Source organism: Streptomyces sp. NPDC048197, assembly GCF_043202395.1.
In the GTDB taxonomy this organism is placed as follows: Bacteria; Actinomycetota; Actinomycetes; order Streptomycetales; family Streptomycetaceae; genus Streptomyces; species Streptomyces siderophoricus.
Map to the genome: position 1 here is coordinate 90,522 of NZ_JBIDAJ010000007.1, position 13,478 is coordinate 103,999.

At 72.2% G+C, this 13,478-nt stretch carries 15 protein-coding genes; 11 read left to right on the forward strand and 4 right to left on the reverse strand.

What is annotated here, in order from left to right:
- Positions 1 to 27 precede the first annotated feature (27 nt).
- Genes deoC through ACGF4C_RS12360 form a run of 3 tightly spaced genes read left to right on the forward strand, consistent with a single transcriptional unit; the run spans position 28 to position 3,314 of the window.
- Complete coding sequence (gene deoC, locus ACGF4C_RS12350) at positions 28 to 1,023, forward strand: deoxyribose-phosphate aldolase (RefSeq protein ID WP_030413150.1); 996 nt, start codon at positions 28 to 30, stop codon at positions 1,021 to 1,023.
- Between the two features lie 7 nt (positions 1,024 to 1,030).
- Positions 1,031 to 2,461, forward strand: a complete 1,431-nt coding sequence (locus ACGF4C_RS12355) for an aldehyde dehydrogenase family protein (protein ID WP_393565595.1) — start codon at positions 1,031 to 1,033, stop codon at positions 2,459 to 2,461.
- The gene (locus ACGF4C_RS12360; protein ID WP_393565597.1) at positions 2,454 to 3,314 is read left to right on the forward strand and encodes an aldehyde dehydrogenase family protein; all 861 of its coding nucleotides are present in this window, start codon (positions 2,454 to 2,456) and stop codon (positions 3,312 to 3,314) included. The genes ACGF4C_RS12355 and ACGF4C_RS12360 overlap by 8 nt, the downstream gene beginning before the upstream one ends.
- An 85-nt stretch (positions 3,315 to 3,399) precedes the next feature.
- Here ACGF4C_RS12360 and ACGF4C_RS12365 read toward each other — a convergent pair whose 3' ends face one another.
- Positions 3,400 to 3,843: a hypothetical protein gene (locus tag ACGF4C_RS12365; RefSeq protein WP_393565599.1), complete on the reverse strand. Its 444-nt coding sequence runs from the start codon at positions 3,841 to 3,843 to the stop codon at positions 3,400 to 3,402.
- A gap of 260 nt (positions 3,844 to 4,103) precedes the next feature.
- Here ACGF4C_RS12365 and ACGF4C_RS12370 point away from each other — a divergent pair, with 260 nt between their 5' ends.
- On the forward strand, positions 4,104 to 4,715 hold the full coding sequence (locus tag ACGF4C_RS12370) for an ATP-binding protein (protein ID WP_393565866.1): 612 nt from the start codon (positions 4,104 to 4,106) through the stop codon (positions 4,713 to 4,715).
- A 51-nt stretch (positions 4,716 to 4,766) separates the two neighbouring features.
- Complete coding sequence (locus ACGF4C_RS12375; protein WP_393565601.1) at positions 4,767 to 5,243, forward strand: OsmC family protein; 477 nt, start codon at positions 4,767 to 4,769, stop codon at positions 5,241 to 5,243.
- A 196-nt stretch (positions 5,244 to 5,439) separates the two neighbouring features.
- On the opposite strand, the gene ACGF4C_RS12380 is transcribed toward ACGF4C_RS12375, so the two are convergent.
- On the reverse strand, positions 5,440 to 6,237 hold the full coding sequence (locus ACGF4C_RS12380; RefSeq protein WP_393565603.1) for a SigE family RNA polymerase sigma factor: 798 nt from the start codon (positions 6,235 to 6,237) through the stop codon (positions 5,440 to 5,442).
- Positions 6,238 to 6,480: 243 nt separating this feature from the next.
- Between ACGF4C_RS12380 and afsQ1 the strand changes: the two genes are divergently transcribed.
- The 5 genes from afsQ1 (at position 6,481) to ACGF4C_RS12405 (ending at position 10,812) form a co-directional block, all read left to right on the forward strand.
- On the forward strand, positions 6,481 to 7,158 hold the full coding sequence (gene afsQ1, locus ACGF4C_RS12385; protein ID WP_026169550.1) for a two-component system response regulator AfsQ1: 678 nt from the start codon (positions 6,481 to 6,483) through the stop codon (positions 7,156 to 7,158).
- Entirely contained in the window at positions 7,155 to 8,990 is a 1,836-nt protein-coding gene (locus ACGF4C_RS12390; RefSeq protein WP_393565605.1) for an ATP-binding protein, read from the forward strand. Before afsQ1 ends, ACGF4C_RS12390 begins: the two co-directional genes overlap by 4 nt.
- A complete protein-coding gene (locus tag ACGF4C_RS12395) occupies positions 8,987 to 9,664 on the forward strand; it encodes a hypothetical protein (protein WP_393565606.1) in 678 nt (225 codons plus the stop codon). Before ACGF4C_RS12390 ends, ACGF4C_RS12395 begins: the two co-directional genes overlap by 4 nt.
- Positions 9,665 to 10,041: 377 nt before the next feature.
- Positions 10,042 to 10,557 carry a VanZ family protein gene (locus tag ACGF4C_RS12400; RefSeq protein WP_393565868.1) on the forward strand — a complete coding sequence of 172 codons (516 nt, stop codon included), beginning with the start codon at positions 10,042 to 10,044 and terminating at the stop codon, positions 10,555 to 10,557.
- A 45-nt stretch (positions 10,558 to 10,602) separates the two neighbouring features.
- Complete coding sequence (locus ACGF4C_RS12405) at positions 10,603 to 10,812, forward strand: PspC domain-containing protein (RefSeq protein WP_030416988.1); 210 nt, start codon at positions 10,603 to 10,605, stop codon at positions 10,810 to 10,812.
- 151 nt (positions 10,813 to 10,963) lie between these two features.
- Here the strand turns inward: ACGF4C_RS12405 and ACGF4C_RS12410 are convergent, their stop codons facing one another.
- Together ACGF4C_RS12410 and ACGF4C_RS12415 are read right to left on the reverse strand one after the other, a co-directional pair.
- Positions 10,964 to 11,254 (reverse strand): hypothetical protein, encoded by a 291-nt coding sequence (locus ACGF4C_RS12410; RefSeq protein WP_393565608.1) that lies wholly within the window; start codon positions 11,252 to 11,254, stop codon positions 10,964 to 10,966.
- A gap of 180 nt (positions 11,255 to 11,434) precedes the next feature.
- Positions 11,435 to 12,559 carry an adenosine deaminase gene (locus ACGF4C_RS12415; protein ID WP_393565610.1) on the reverse strand — a complete coding sequence of 375 codons (1,125 nt, stop codon included), beginning with the start codon at positions 12,557 to 12,559 and terminating at the stop codon, positions 11,435 to 11,437.
- Positions 12,560 to 12,662: 103 nt separating this feature from the next.
- Here ACGF4C_RS12415 and ACGF4C_RS12420 point away from each other — a divergent pair, with 103 nt between their 5' ends.
- Positions 12,663 to 13,430 carry an alpha/beta hydrolase gene (locus ACGF4C_RS12420; RefSeq protein WP_393565611.1) on the forward strand — a complete coding sequence of 256 codons (768 nt, stop codon included), beginning with the start codon at positions 12,663 to 12,665 and terminating at the stop codon, positions 13,428 to 13,430.
- Positions 13,431 to 13,478 lie beyond the last annotated feature (48 nt).

Sequence of the window (13,478 nt, forward strand, 5' to 3'; positions counted from 1 at the left end):
GCGCGTAGATATGCTCCCCTCGTGACCATGCCCATCACTGTTCCCGCATACGGCAAGGAAGCCGCGGGGCGTCTGGCGTCAATGGCGGCCGTGACCGCCGACGACGGTGCGCTGCGCCGCTTCCTCCACGGCCTCCCCGGCGTCGACGCGGTCGGCCTCGAGGCCCGCGCCGCCACCCTCGGCACCCGCTCGATCAAGACCACGGCGAAGGCGTACGCCATCGACCTCGCCCTGTCGATGATCGACCTGACGACCCTCGAAGGCGCGGACACCCCGGGCAAGGTCCGGGCGCTGTGCGCCAAGGGCATCAACCCGGATCCCACCGACCGCACCACCCCCAAGGTCGCGGCGATCTGCGTCTACCCCGACATGGTCGCGACGGCCAAGGAGGCGCTCGGCGACTCCGGCATCCACGTCGCGTCCGTCGCCACCGCCTTCCCGGCCGGCCGCGCCGCGCTGCCGGTCAAGCTGGCCGACACCCGGGACGCGGTCGCGGCCGGCGCCGACGAGATCGACATGGTGATCGACCGGGGTGCCTTCCTCTCCGGCCGCTACCTGCAGGTCTTCGAGGAGATCAAGGCCGTCAAGGAGGCCTGCGCCCGCCCCGACGGGAGCGCCGCCCACCTGAAGGTCATCTTCGAGACCGGCGAGCTCCAGACGTACGACAACGTCCGCCGGGCCTCCTGGCTGTCGATGCTGGCCGGCGCCGACTTCATCAAGACCTCCACCGGCAAGGTGGCCGTGAACGCCACCCCGCCCGTCACGCTGCTGATGCTGGAGGCGGTCCGCGACTTCCACGCCGCCACCGGCGTCCAGGTCGGTGTGAAGCCGGCCGGCGGGATCCGCACCACCAAGGACGCGATCAAGTACCTGGTGATGGTCAACGAGACGCTCGGCGAGCCCTGGCTGACCGCCGACTGGTTCCGCTTCGGCGCCTCCAGCCTCCTGAACGACCTGCTGATGCAGCGCCAGAAGCTCAGCACCGGCCGCTACTCCGGCCCCGACTACGTCACGGTGGACTGAGGCACCCATGACCTTCGAATACGCACCCGCACCCGAGTCCCGCTCGGTCGTCGACATCGCGCCGTCCTACGGGCTCTTCATCGACGGCGAGTTCGCCCCGGCCGCCGACGGCAAGGTCTTCAAGACCGTCTCCCCCTCCTCCGAGGAGGTCCTGTCCGAGGTCGCCCAGGCCACCGCCGACGACGTCGACCGGGCCGTGAAGGCCGCCCGCAAGGCGTTCGAGAAGTGGTCGGCGCTGCCGGGCGCCGAGCGCGCCAAGTACCTGTTCCGGATCGCCCGGATCATCCAGGAGCGCTCGCGCGAGCTGGCCGTGCTGGAGTCGCTGGACAACGGCAAGCCGATCCGCGAGTCCCGCGACGCCGACCTGCCGCTGGTCGCCGCGCACTTCTTCTACTACGCGGGCTGGGCCGACAAGCTCGACCACGCCGGCTACGGCCCGAACCCGCGCCCCCTGGGCGTCGCGGGCCAGGTCATCCCGTGGAACTTCCCGCTGCTGATGCTGGCGTGGAAGATCGCCCCGGCGCTGGCGACCGGCAACACGGTCGTGCTGAAGCCGGCCGAGACCACCCCGCTGTCCGCCCTGTTCTTCGCGGACATCTGCCGCCAGGCCGGCCTGCCCAAGGGCGTCGTCAACATCCTCACCGGGGACGGCTCGACGGGCGCCGCGCTGGTGGGCCACCCCGACGTCAACAAGGTGGCCTTCACCGGCTCCACCGAGGTCGGCAAGGCCATCGCCCGTACGGTCGCCGGCACGGACAAGAAGCTCACCCTCGAACTGGGCGGCAAGGCGGCGAACATCGTCTTCGACGACGCCCCCGTCGACCAGGCCGTCGAGGGCATCGTCAACGGCATCTTCTTCAACCAGGGCCACGTCTGCTGCGCCGGCTCCCGCCTCCTGGTGCAGGAGTCGGTCCAGGACGAGCTGCTGGACGCGCTCAAGCGGCGGATGCAGACCCTGCGCGTGGGCGACCCGCTGGACAAGAACACCGACATCGGTGCGATCAACTCGGCCGAGCAGCTGGCCCGGATCACCGAGCTGGCCGACGCGGGCGAGGCCGAGGGCGCCGAGCGCTGGGCCCCGGCCTGTGAACTCCCCTCCTCCGGCTACTGGTTCGCGCCCACGCTCTTCACGGGCGTCACCCAGGCCCACCGGATCGCCCGGGAGGAGATCTTCGGCCCGGTGCTGTCCGTACTGACCTTCCGCACCCCGGCCGAGGCCGTGGAGAAGGCCAACAACACCCCCTACGGTCTCTCCGCGGGCATCTGGTCGGAGAAGGGTTCGCGCATCCTGTGGATGGCGAACAAGCTCCGTGCGGGTGTCATCTGGTCCAACACGTTCAACAAGTTCGACCCGGCCTCGCCGTTCGGCGGCTACAAGGAGTCGGGCTTCGGCCGCGAGGGCGGCCGGCACGGTCTGGAGGCGTACCTCGATGTCTGAGCGTCTGTCGGTCTTCAAGACCTACAAGCTGTACGTGGGCGGGAAGTTCCCGCGTTCCGAGAGCGGCCGGGTGTACGAGGTGAGTGACGCGAAGGGCAACTGGCTGGCGAACGCACCCCTGTCCTCCCGCAAGGACGCGCGGGACGCGGTGGTCGCCGCCCGCAAGGCGTTCGGTGGCTGGTCGGGCGCCACGGCGTACAACCGCGGGCAGATCCTCTACCGCATCGCCGAGATGCTGGAGGGCCGCCGCGACCAGTTCGTCGCCGAGGTCGCCGACGCCGAGGGACTGTCGAAGTCCAAGGCCACCGCCCAGGTGGAGGCGGCGATCGACCGCTGGGTCTGGTACGCGGGCTGGTCCGACAAGGTCGCGCAGATCGCCGGCGGCGCCAACCCCGTCGCGGGCCCGTACTTCAACCTCTCCTCGCCCGAGCCGACCGGTGTGGTCGCGGTCCTGGCCCCGCAGGAGTCGTCGTTCCTGGGCCTGGTCTCGGTGATCGCGCCGGCGATCGTCACCGGCAACACCGTCGTGGTGGTCGCCTCGGAGAAATCCCCGCTGCCGGCCCTGTCGCTGGGTGAGGTGCTGGCCACGTCCGACCTGCCGGGCGGTGTGGTCAACGTCCTCTCGGGCCGTACGGCGGAGATCGCCGCGCCGCTCGCCGCCCACCAGGACGTCAACGCGCTCGATCTCGCGGGGGCGGACGCCGGGTTGGCCAAGGAGCTGGAGACCGCGGCGGCCGACAACCTCAAGCGGGTGCTGCGTCCGCGCACGGAGGACTGGAGCGCCGACCCGGGCACGGACCGGCTGCTGGCCTTCCTGGAGACGAAGACGGTCTGGCACCCGATGGGTGTCTGATCCGGCGCGTCCACGACGTACCACCGCCCCGGGTGCCGCGGCACCCGGGGCGGTGGTGTGTCCGGACCAGGACGGGAGTTCGCGGCTAGCCGGGCAGGATCCGTTCGACCTTGTTGACCAGCGGGACGTCGCGGACCGCCGCGCCGTGCGAGAGGCCGCCGGTCAACACGGTGGTGCTGAGCGGCTTGAAGTCGGCGACCCGGGTGCCGACGGCGTTGGCGAGCGGGTCGACGCCCGTATTGGCCAGCGGGTCCACCTGGATGTTCTTCAGCGGCCCGACACCGCCGGCCGCGGACGTCAGCAGCGCGCCGGTCAGCGCGTGGGCGGTGGCGCCGGTGTCGGTGCCGTGCCGGTCGGGCCCGTGGCCAGGGCCGTGGTCAGGACTGTGGTGCGGGGTGGACGCGGGCGCCGCGCCTGCCGTCGCCGCACCGCCCCCCGCGAGCGCGGCGCCGGCCGCGGAGACCACCAGGCCGGCGCGCAGCAGGGTGCGCGGAACGCGGCTGGGCTTGGGACGTGCGTGGGAGGGCATCTGCCACCTGCCTGTGGTTCGAAAAGCGTCGGAATGCGTCGGAATGCGTCGGAAGCGTGCGGCGTTCCAAGGGTGTGGGGTAATCGTCTGACCGCGTAGCGTAGTTGAGCTGCGGGTGGGCGGGCCACCTCGCGCGCCAGGGGTAGCCCACACGGCGCAATGCGGGACAATGGCTGTCCGTGACCACCGACTCCGCCGCCCGGCCGCCCTCCTCCGAGCCCTCGACCCCGGTCGAGCCGGGAGGTGACCGTACCCGCGTCATCCTGCTGACCGGCCCGTCCGGCACCGGCAAGACGTCCCTGGCCGCCCACAGCGGGCTGCCCGTCCTCCGTCTCGACGACTTCTACAAGGAGGGGACGGACCCGACGCTGCCCCAACTGCCGGACGGCGGCGGCGCGGACTGGGACTCGCCGCTCTCGTGGGACGCCGGTGCCGCCGTCGCCGCGATCGAGGAGCTGTGCCGCACGGGGCGCACGGACGTCCCGGTGTACGACATCTCGCTCAGCGCCCGAGTCGGCGCCGCGGAACTCGATCTCGGCGGTGCCCCGCTGTTCATCGCCGAGGGCATCTTCGCCGCCGATGTGATCGCGGCGTGCCGGGCGGCGGGCCTGCTGGCCGATGCGCTGTGCCTGCGCGGGCACCCGGTCACGACTTTCCGCCGGCGGCTGCAGCGGGATCTGCAAGAGGCCCGCAAACCGGTCCCGTACCTGATCCGCCGGGGGCTGCGACTGCTGCGCGCCGAGCGGTCCGTGGTGGCCCGCCACACGGCGCTGGGCGCCCACCCGTGCGCGAGGCCGGAGGCGCTGGACCGTATTTCCGCCGCGGGCGCGGGCCATGGCGCGGGTGCACAACGGGCGGCCGTAGGCTCCTGACCGCCGGCCGGGCACGTCGGGTGCCCCGGCACCTCATGGGAGGACGTACCGATGCCGAGGGAACACCACTACCGCACGACGGTCACCTGGACCGGCAACAACGGCACGGGGACCAGCAACTACCGGGCGTACGGCCGCGATCATGAGGTCAGCGCCGAGGGGCTGCCGCCGCTGCCGGGCACCGCGGACCCGGCGTTCCGCGGGACGGCCGACCGCTGGAACCCCGAGCAGCTGCTGCTCGCCTCTCTGGCGCAGTGCCACATGCTGTCCTATCTGGCGCTGTGCGCGCTGGCCGGCGTGGTGGTGACCGGGTACGCGGACGACGCGGCGGGCACGATGGCGGAGGACGGCAAGGGGGGCGGGCGGTTCTCGGAGGTGGTGCTGCGACCGCGCGTCGAGGTGGCCTCGGCGGACGACCTCGAACGGGCCCGGGCGCTGCACCACGACGCCCACGAGAAGTGCTTCATCGCCAACTCGGTGAACTTCCCGGTCCGGAACGAGCCGGTGGTGACGGTGCGGGGCGCATAGCCACGCCGGCGGCGGACGCACGGAAGCGGGCTCGGGCAGACCCCCCGGCCGCCCGAACCCGCTCATTTCCCCCGTACTTCCCCCGTATGCCCGACCCCCCCTCGGGCCTTTCCCCCCTCGGGCGTCCTTTTCAGGTCCCCCTCGGGCCTTTCCCCCGTTGGCGCGGCCCGTTCCCCCGGCGGGCCGCGCCGTTCCTTCAGGCCACCAGCTCGCCGAAGGACTCTTCCTCGTCACGGCCGAAGCTGAGCACCTCGTCGTCGCGCAGCCGTCGCAGCGCGCGCCAGATGCTCGACTTCACCGTGCCGACACTGATGTTGAGGATGTCCGCGATCTCCGGGTCCGTGCGGCCCTCGTAGTAGCGCAGCACCAGCATGGTGCGCTGCGTCTCGGGCAGCCGGGCCAGCGCCTGCCACAGCACCGCGCGCAGCTCGGTGCCGCGCATCGCGTCGACGTCGCCGGCGGTCTCCGGCAGCTCCTCGGTCGGGTACTCGTTGAGCTTGCGCCGGCGCCAGGCGCTGATGTGCAGGTTGGTCATGGTGCGGCGCAGATAGCCGCCGAGCGCCGCCTTGTCACTGATCCGGTCCCAGGCCCGGTAGGTCGAGAACAGTGCGCTCTGCAGCAGGTCCTCGGCCTCGTGGCGGTCACCGGTCAGGTGGTAGGCGGTGGCGTACAGGGAGGCGCGGCGCTCCTGGACGTAGGCGGTGAAGGCCGCTTCGGCCTCGGCCGCCTCCGACGCGGAACGCCGTTCCCCCGTGCCCTCCCCGTACTCCGCTCCCCCGTTGTTCCCCCCGTGGACGGCGCTTCCCCCGTGCCGTCCCGTTCCCCCGTTGATCTCCACCGTCGTCGCGTCGATGGCCACCATGTACGGCGGCCGCTGACGCCCGATGCCGCGAGCACACCCCCGCAGGCTCACGGCACCGGACTTCTCCGGTGTCCGCGCCACGTCGTGGAGTCGCGTGATAACTGCGCTGGAAGTGGTGCCGTGCGTGGTCATCTCGCGCCCCCCGTCGTAGAGCCGGCTCGTTCGGTCCGTTTCGGTGTCCCGGGCGGTGATCGGTGTTGATCTCTCCCGGTGACCCAAAGCCTGCCAACGCAGTTTCATCGCGTTGTCCGCCGACTGTCACAGCCCTGTCACAGGGGCAGGTCCGGCGCGGCGGACGGTTCGCGGGGGCGGCGGCCCGGGTAGGGCGGGGCCACTGGTCGATGTCCCGGCGTCCCATGGGCCAGAATGGCGGACGTGCCTTTCCTGTTGCTGATCGAGGACGACGACGCCATCCGCACGGCCCTCGAACTCTCGCTGTCCCGCCAGGGTCACCGTGTGGTGACCGCGGCGACGGGCGAGGACGGTCTGAAGCTGCTGCGCGAGCAGCGCCCGGACCTGATCGTGCTGGACGTGATGCTGCCGGGCATCGACGGTTTCGAGGTGTGCCGCCGGATCCGGCGTACGGACCAGCTGCCCATCATCCTGCTCACCGCGCGCAACGACGACATCGACGTCGTGGTGGGACTGGAGTCCGGGGCGGACGACTACGTCGTCAAACCGGTCCAGGGGCGGGTGCTGGACGCCCGGATCCGGGCCGTGCTGCGCCGCGGGGAGCGCGAGTCCAGTGACTCGGCGACCTTCGGTTCGCTGGTGATCGACCGGTCGGCGATGACCGTCACCAAGAACGGCGAGGATCTGCAACTGACACCCACCGAGCTGCGGTTGCTGCTGGAGCTGAGCCGGCGGCCCGGCCAGGCGCTGTCCCGGCAGCAGTTGCTGCGGCTGGTGTGGGAGCACGACTACCTGGGCGACTCGCGCCTGGTGGACGCCTGTGTGCAACGGCTGCGGGCGAAGGTGGAGGACGTGCCGTCCTCGCCGACCCTGATCCGTACGGTCCGCGGTGTCGGCTACCGGCTGGACTCGCCGCAGTGAGGGAACGCGGCACGGACGGCGGGACGGCGCAGGAGCGCGCGCAGGGCCCGGCCGGTGACCCTGACGCGCCCGCATCCACGCCCGGGCCCGGCAGCCGGCTGCTGCGGCTGCTCGGCCGCGCGCCGGGGCTGCTGCGCTGGACGAGTCTGCGGCTGCGGCTGGTGGTGGTCTTCGCGCTGGTGGCACTGACCGCGGCGGTGTCCGCGTCCGGCATCGCGTACTGGCTGAACCGCAACACGGTGCTGGACCGCACCCAGAACGCGGTGCTCAAGGACTTCCGCAAGGCGCTGGAGGACAGTACGCGCTCGCTGCCGCTGCGTCCGCGGTGCGCCGAACTCCAGGACGCGGCACGGCAGATGGCGGCCGGACCGCAGAACTACGCGGTACTGCTGATCGGCGTGGACCGGTCGGGCAAGGACTGCGCGGCCACCACGGACAAGGACCTGCTGACGCTGGCGACGGTGCCGGCCTCGCTGCGCAAGGCGGTGAACGAGGTCCGCCCGGTCGACGAGTCCAACCGCTATGCGCACCACCTGTACTGGCAGCGCAAGCAGATCGGGGACACCCCGTACCTCGTCGCCGGCGCGAAGGTGATCGGCGGCGGGCCGACCGGCTACATGATGAAGTCGCTGGCCACCGAACGGCAGGACCTCAACTCGCTGGCCTGGTCGCTGGGGATCGCGACCGCGCTCGCGCTGGTCGGCTCGGCGCTGCTGGCGCAGGCCGCCGCGACGACCGTGCTGCGGCCCGTACAGCGGCTGGGGCACGCGGCGCGGCAGCTCGGCGAGGGACGGCTCGACACCCGGCTGCGGGTGACCGGCACCGACGAACTCGCCGATCTTTCCCGGACGTTCAACCGCACGGCGGAGCGGCTGGAACAGCGGGTCGAGGAGCTGAGCGGCCGGGAGGCGGCCTCCCGCCGCTTCGTCGCGGACATGTCGCACGAGCTGCGCACGCCGCTGACGGCGATCACCGCGGTCTCCGAGGTGCTGGAGGAGGAGGCCGAGTCCCTCGACCCGATGATCGCGCCCGCGGTCCAGCTGGTGGTGAGCGAGACCCGGCGGCTGAACGACCTGGTGGAGAACCTGATGGAGGTCACCCGCTTCGACGCGGGGACGGCCCGGCTGGTGCTGGACGACGTCGACGTCGCGGACCAGGTCACGGCGTGCATCGACGCGCGGGCCTGGCTGGACGCGGTCGACCTGGACGCCGACCGCGGCATCGTGGCCCGGCTGGACCCGAGGCGGCTCGACGTCATCCTGGCCAACCTGATCGGCAACGCCCTCAAACACGGCGGCTCGCCGGTCCGGGTGTCGGTGCGCACCGAGGACACGGCCGGCGAGGAACCGGACGGCACGGCCGGTACGGAGACGCCGGGCGGCGCCGACCAGGAGGCTCCCGCGACGGCGAGCGGCCCGGCGGGCCCGTTCCGTACCGGGGACGGGCCGGAGCAGGCCGCCGACGGGCCGCAGGGGGCCGGACAGCCGGCGGGCGGCGCCCGGCCGGGCAGCGGCCGGCTGGTGATCCGCGTACGGGACCACGGCCCCGGCATCCCCGAAGAGGTCCTGCCGCACGTCTTCGACCGCTTCTACAAGGCGAGCGCCTCCCGCCCGCGCTCCGAGGGCAGCGGCCTGGGCCTGTCCATCGCCCTGGAGAACGCGCACATCCACGGCGGCGAGATCACCGCGGCCAACCTCCCCGAGGGCGGTGCGGTCTTCACCCTGCGCCTGCCGATGGACGCCTCCCCCCTGGCCGAAGACGACCGACGCGACGGCTCCCCGGCCGGGTCCGGGTCCGGGTCCCGCAACAACGGTTCGAAGGACGGGCGATGACGCGGCGGGAAGATCTGACGGGACGGGGAGGTCTGACGGGACGGCCGGCGGGACGCCGGGCCGGACGCGGGTGGCGGCGGGCCGCCGGGGCGGTGGCGCTGCTGACGCTGGCGGCGACCGGCTGCGGGATCCGCGGTACGTCCGTACCGGTGGACGCGGGCGGGGCACCCGCACGGGTCAGCTGCAAGGCGCCGGCAGGCGAGGCCGCGCCGGGCGAGGGCACCCGGGCCACCTTGTACCTGGTGTGCGGCTCGGCCCTGGCCCAGGTGGAGCGAACCCTCCCGCCGGCCAAGGCCCCGGCCGGCGCCGACGTCCGCCTGCGGACCGCCCGTGCCCTCCTGCGGGCGCTGCAGCAGCCACCCTCCCCCGACGAGGAGAAGGCGGGCTTCAGCAGCGCACTGCCCGCCGACCTGAAGGTCGAGGGCCCGCACCCGGGTGACCCGGCGGACGCCCTCCGCCTGAGCCTCCCCCCGGACGACCTCCCGTCGTTCGCCCTGGCCCAACTGGTGTGCACCTACGGCGCCAGCCCGGCCCTCGGCCGCACCCACGCAGCCGTCCTCTCCGGCCCCGACCGCACCACCCCCCACCGCTACGACTGCTCCGCCGACGTCCTCTCCAACCCGGACATCGCCGAACACGCGGGGTGGGGGGACACACTGACGGGGAACGGCTGAGGGAGCGGGCCGGAGGGGCTGAGCGACGGGCTTCGCCCGCCGTGCCAGGGCTTCCCCCGCCCCCTCCCCCTCTCCCCCTTCGGGGGAGGGGGCGGGGGGTGGGTTCGGGGGTGGGGGGATGCGGCCCCTGCGCGCGCGGCCACCCCGGCGGGCCCGCCCGAGCCACCGCGCCCGAGCCACCGGCCCGACGGCCCCGCCGCCCGAGACAACGCCGTACCCCCCCGAGGCGCCCCGCCCGCCCCGCCCCGCAACGCCTCACGCCCCCACCGACCCCCCACGCCCCAAGACGGGTGCAATAGGGCGGAACCATGGCCACCGGTCCTGGCGTCCTGGGCTTTGTGCAGCGTCATGGCCACGGCACCGCCGCCTCCCCCCGTATGCGCGTCACCGGACTTCTTCTCCTTGTGGCGCATCTGTCGATCGTCGGCTGGCTCACGCTGCGTCCCCGGACCGTGCCCTGGGTTCCGGCGGCGAACCTCGAACCGCTGGCCACGATCCGGGCCGAGCTGGCGCACGGGGCATCGTGGGAGGCCGTGCAGCATCTGGGCGGCTCGGTGCTGCTGCTGGCGCCGCTGGGCGTGCTGCTGCCGCTCTCCGCCGGCCGCCTGAACGTTTCGCCGCTGGTCTCCTTCACCCGTACCGCCTTCGCCGGCGCGATGATCGCGCTGGCCATCGAACTGCTGCAGTCAGGGATCCCCGGACGGGTCCCCGATGTCGACTCGGTGCTGCTGAACACCCTGGGCGTGGCGGTGGTGCACCTGCTGGTCGTCCCCGGGGCCCGGTGCCGGCTCCGCCGGCGGTACGAGCGTCTCGGGGGTACGACCCCGAAGATCTCCAGGGTCGGCCTCACACCACAGGCTGACGTGCTCTCGGGCAGTCGGACCTACCTTTGAGACATCGGGCAAACGCCCCACGTAGTCGCAAAGGAGTCCTCCCTCATGGCCGCCGCACTGGTCCGTCCCCGCAACAACCGAATGATCGCCGGAGTGTGCGCGGGCCTGGCCCGTCGCTTCGGTACGACGCCGGTCACGATGCGCGTGATCTTCCTGGTGTCGTGTCTGCTCCCCGGCCCGCAGTTCCTGGTCTACCTCGCACTGTGGATACTCCTCCCCTCGGAGGAGAAGGCCCACGGCGCCGCCGCCTGGTAGGCCCACCGCGCCCGGCGGGCCGCCCCCTGGCGACCCACCGCGCCGCGTGACCCACCGCACCTGAAGCAAGCCGACGGCCCGTACGCCTGCGGAGGCGTACGGGCCGGGGACGGTGCGCCGCGCACCCCTGAGGGCGGCGGGGGTGCGGGGCTCAGCCCAGCGGGAGGGCCTTGCCGACGGCGCCGGTGGGCAGCCCGCCGAGGAGCTTGTTGCCCTTGGAGTTCAGGTGCGTCTTGACGCCGTTGCTGCCCGGCTTGGCGTTGGTGCCGCCGTTGACGTTCTTGGTGGCCCCCGAGACGGTGTCGGTGGCGCTGTGCAGCAGACCGCCGGCGGTGTCGGCGGCACCGGCCACCGGGGCGGCGGAGGCGGCGCCCGCGGCGGTGACGGCAAAGGCGGCACCGAGCGCGGCGACACCGAGAGTCTTGATCGTTCCCTGCTTCATCGAATTACGTCCTCATTGATGGGGGCTTGACCGGCCCATCAACCTAGTGAGGCGGCAACCGGCGTCGCAAACAGCCAAAAGGAAACAAAAAACGGCCGGTGGACATTCCACCGGCCGTTGCGCTATATGCTCGCGCCGTCCCCGTTACATACGGTCAGAAGCGCTGCTGGGAGCGGATGTTCAGCCCATCGGGCGGAAGAGCCACTCGGCCCGCAGTTCCGCGTAACCGGGCTTGATGACGTCATTGATCATTGCCAGACGTTCATCGAAAGGAATGAATGCTGATTTCATCGCATTGACTGTAAACCACTGCATGTCATCGAGCGTGTAGCGGAATGTCTTGACCAGGTGCTCGAATTCCCGGGACATGTTCGTACCGCTCATCAGCCGGTTGTCGGTGTTGACGGTGAGGCGGAACTGGAGCCGGCGCAGCAGGCCGATGGGGTGCTCGGCGTAGGAGGGGGCGGCGCCGGTCTGGAGGTTGGAGGTGGGGCACATCTCCAGCGGGATCCGCTTGTCGCGCACGTAGGAGGCGAGCCGGCCGAGCTTGACGGTGCCGTCGTCGGCGACCTCGATGTCGTCGATGATCCGGACGCCGTGACCGAGGCGGTCGGCGCCGCACCACTGGAGCGCCTGCCAGATGGAGGGCAGCCCGAAGGCCTCCCCCGCGTGGATGGTGAAGTGGTTGTTCTCCCGCTTGAGGTACTCGAACGCGTCGAGGTGGCGGGTGGGCGGGTAGCCGGCCTCGGCGCCCGCGATGTCGAAGCCGACGACGCCGGAGTCGCGGTAGCGGTTGGCGAGTTCGGCGATCTCCAGGGCGCGGGCGGCGTGCCGCATGGCGGTCAGCAGGGCGCCGACGCGGATGCGGTGGCCGTTCTCGCGGGCCCGCCGCTCGCCCTCGCGGAAGCCCTCGTTGACGGCCTCGACGACCTCTTCGAGGGTCAGGCCCTGCTCCAGGTGCTGCTCGGGCGCGTAGCGGACCTCGGCGTAGACCACGCCGTCGGCGGCCAGGTCCTCGGCGCACTCGGCGGCCACCCGGGCCAGTGCGTCGCGGGTCTGCATGACGGCGCAGGTGTGCGCGAAGGTCTCCAGGTAGCGCTCCAGCGAGCCGGAGTCGGCGGCTTCGCGGAACCAGATGCCCAGCTTCTCGGCATCGGTCTCGGGCAGACCGGTGTATCCGGTCTCGCGGGCCAGGTCGACGACCGTGGCGGGGCGCAGGCCGCCGTCGAGGTGATCGTGCAGCAGCACCTTGGGGGCGCGGCGGATCTGTTCACTGCTCGGAAGGGTGGTGGTCTCGCTCGTCATTTCGGCACTGTAGCCCCTACGCGCGTAGATCTCACCGAACGATACGTAACAGTGACCCGTCCACAGGGTGGCGGGCCGGTCTCCTTCTGCCATCGTTCTGGTCATGGCTCAGCAAGCGCTGCCGGTGCGCGAGGCCCGGCTGGGAAAACCGCTGGGAGCGAACGGCAAGGAGGGGACGGTCAGCGGCGTTGCCCTGTTACTGCCGGGGGGCGGACCGACCGGGATCCGCCGACCGTCGCCGGTGACCGCGCTCGCGGTACGCCCCCTCGCCCTCCGGCTGGCCCGGGCGGGACGCCCCGAAGGGCTGGCCACCCATGTGGTGCACTACCGCTGCCGCGGCTGGAACGGTTCCGCCGCCCACCCCGCGCGCGACGCCACCTGGGCCCTGGAAGAGGTGGTGCGCCGCTACGGCGACGTCCCGGTCTGCCTCGTCGGTACGGGCATGGGCGCCCGCGCCGCCCTGCACGCCGCCGGCCACCCCGCCGTCCACTCCGTACTGGCCATCGCACCGTGGCTGCCCGACCACCGCGCGACCGGCGAGCAACCCGATCCGGTGAAGCAGCTCGTCGGCCGTCAGGTCCTGCTCGTGCACGGCACCAACGACGAGCGCCACGACCCCGACCTGTCCTACCGCTACGCCGAGCGCGCCAAGAAGATCAACCGCGACACCTGCCGCTTCGAGGTGCACTCCGACGGCCACTCCCTCCATCAACACCGCGCCGAAGTCCTCGCACTGGCCACCGACTTCCTCCTCGGCTCCCTCTTCGCCCGCGACTACGCCCGCCCCGTCAGGGACGCCCTCGCCGCGCCCCCACCCCTGGGCCTGCGCATGCCCCTGGCCACCGGCTTCGGGGCGTCGTTGCGGCACTGAGCGGTGCTCCAACCCGGGTGCCGGTGCGGTGCGTTGCGGGTAGCCTCC

Excerpts from the sequence above, each read along its gene's own strand:
- deoC (WP_030413150.1), top strand. The coding sequence starts at position 28 with ATGCCCATCACTGTTCCCGCATACGGCAAGGAAGCCGCGGGGCGTCTG.
- ACGF4C_RS12355 (WP_393565595.1), top strand. The coding sequence starts at position 1,031 with ATGACCTTCGAATACGCACCCGCACCCGAGTCCCGCTCGGTCGTCGAC.
- ACGF4C_RS12360 (WP_393565597.1), top strand. The coding sequence starts at position 2,454 with ATGTCTGAGCGTCTGTCGGTCTTCAAGACCTACAAGCTGTACGTGGGC.
- ACGF4C_RS12365 (WP_393565599.1), bottom strand. The coding sequence starts at position 3,843 with ATGCCCTCCCACGCACGTCCCAAGCCCAGCCGCGTTCCGCGCACCCTG.
- ACGF4C_RS12375 (WP_393565601.1), top strand. The coding sequence starts at position 4,767 with ATGCCGAGGGAACACCACTACCGCACGACGGTCACCTGGACCGGCAAC.
- ACGF4C_RS12380 (WP_393565603.1), bottom strand. The coding sequence starts at position 6,237 with ATGACCACGCACGGCACCACTTCCAGCGCAGTTATCACGCGACTCCAC.
- ACGF4C_RS12395 (WP_393565606.1), top strand. The coding sequence starts at position 8,987 with ATGACGCGGCGGGAAGATCTGACGGGACGGGGAGGTCTGACGGGACGG.
- ACGF4C_RS12400 (WP_393565868.1), top strand. The coding sequence starts at position 10,042 with ATGCGCGTCACCGGACTTCTTCTCCTTGTGGCGCATCTGTCGATCGTC.
- ACGF4C_RS12405 (WP_030416988.1), top strand. The coding sequence starts at position 10,603 with ATGGCCGCCGCACTGGTCCGTCCCCGCAACAACCGAATGATCGCCGGA.
- ACGF4C_RS12410 (WP_393565608.1), bottom strand. The coding sequence starts at position 11,254 with ATGAAGCAGGGAACGATCAAGACTCTCGGTGTCGCCGCGCTCGGTGCC.
- ACGF4C_RS12415 (WP_393565610.1), bottom strand. The coding sequence starts at position 12,559 with ATGACGAGCGAGACCACCACCCTTCCGAGCAGTGAACAGATCCGCCGC.
- ACGF4C_RS12420 (WP_393565611.1), top strand. The coding sequence starts at position 12,663 with ATGGCTCAGCAAGCGCTGCCGGTGCGCGAGGCCCGGCTGGGAAAACCG.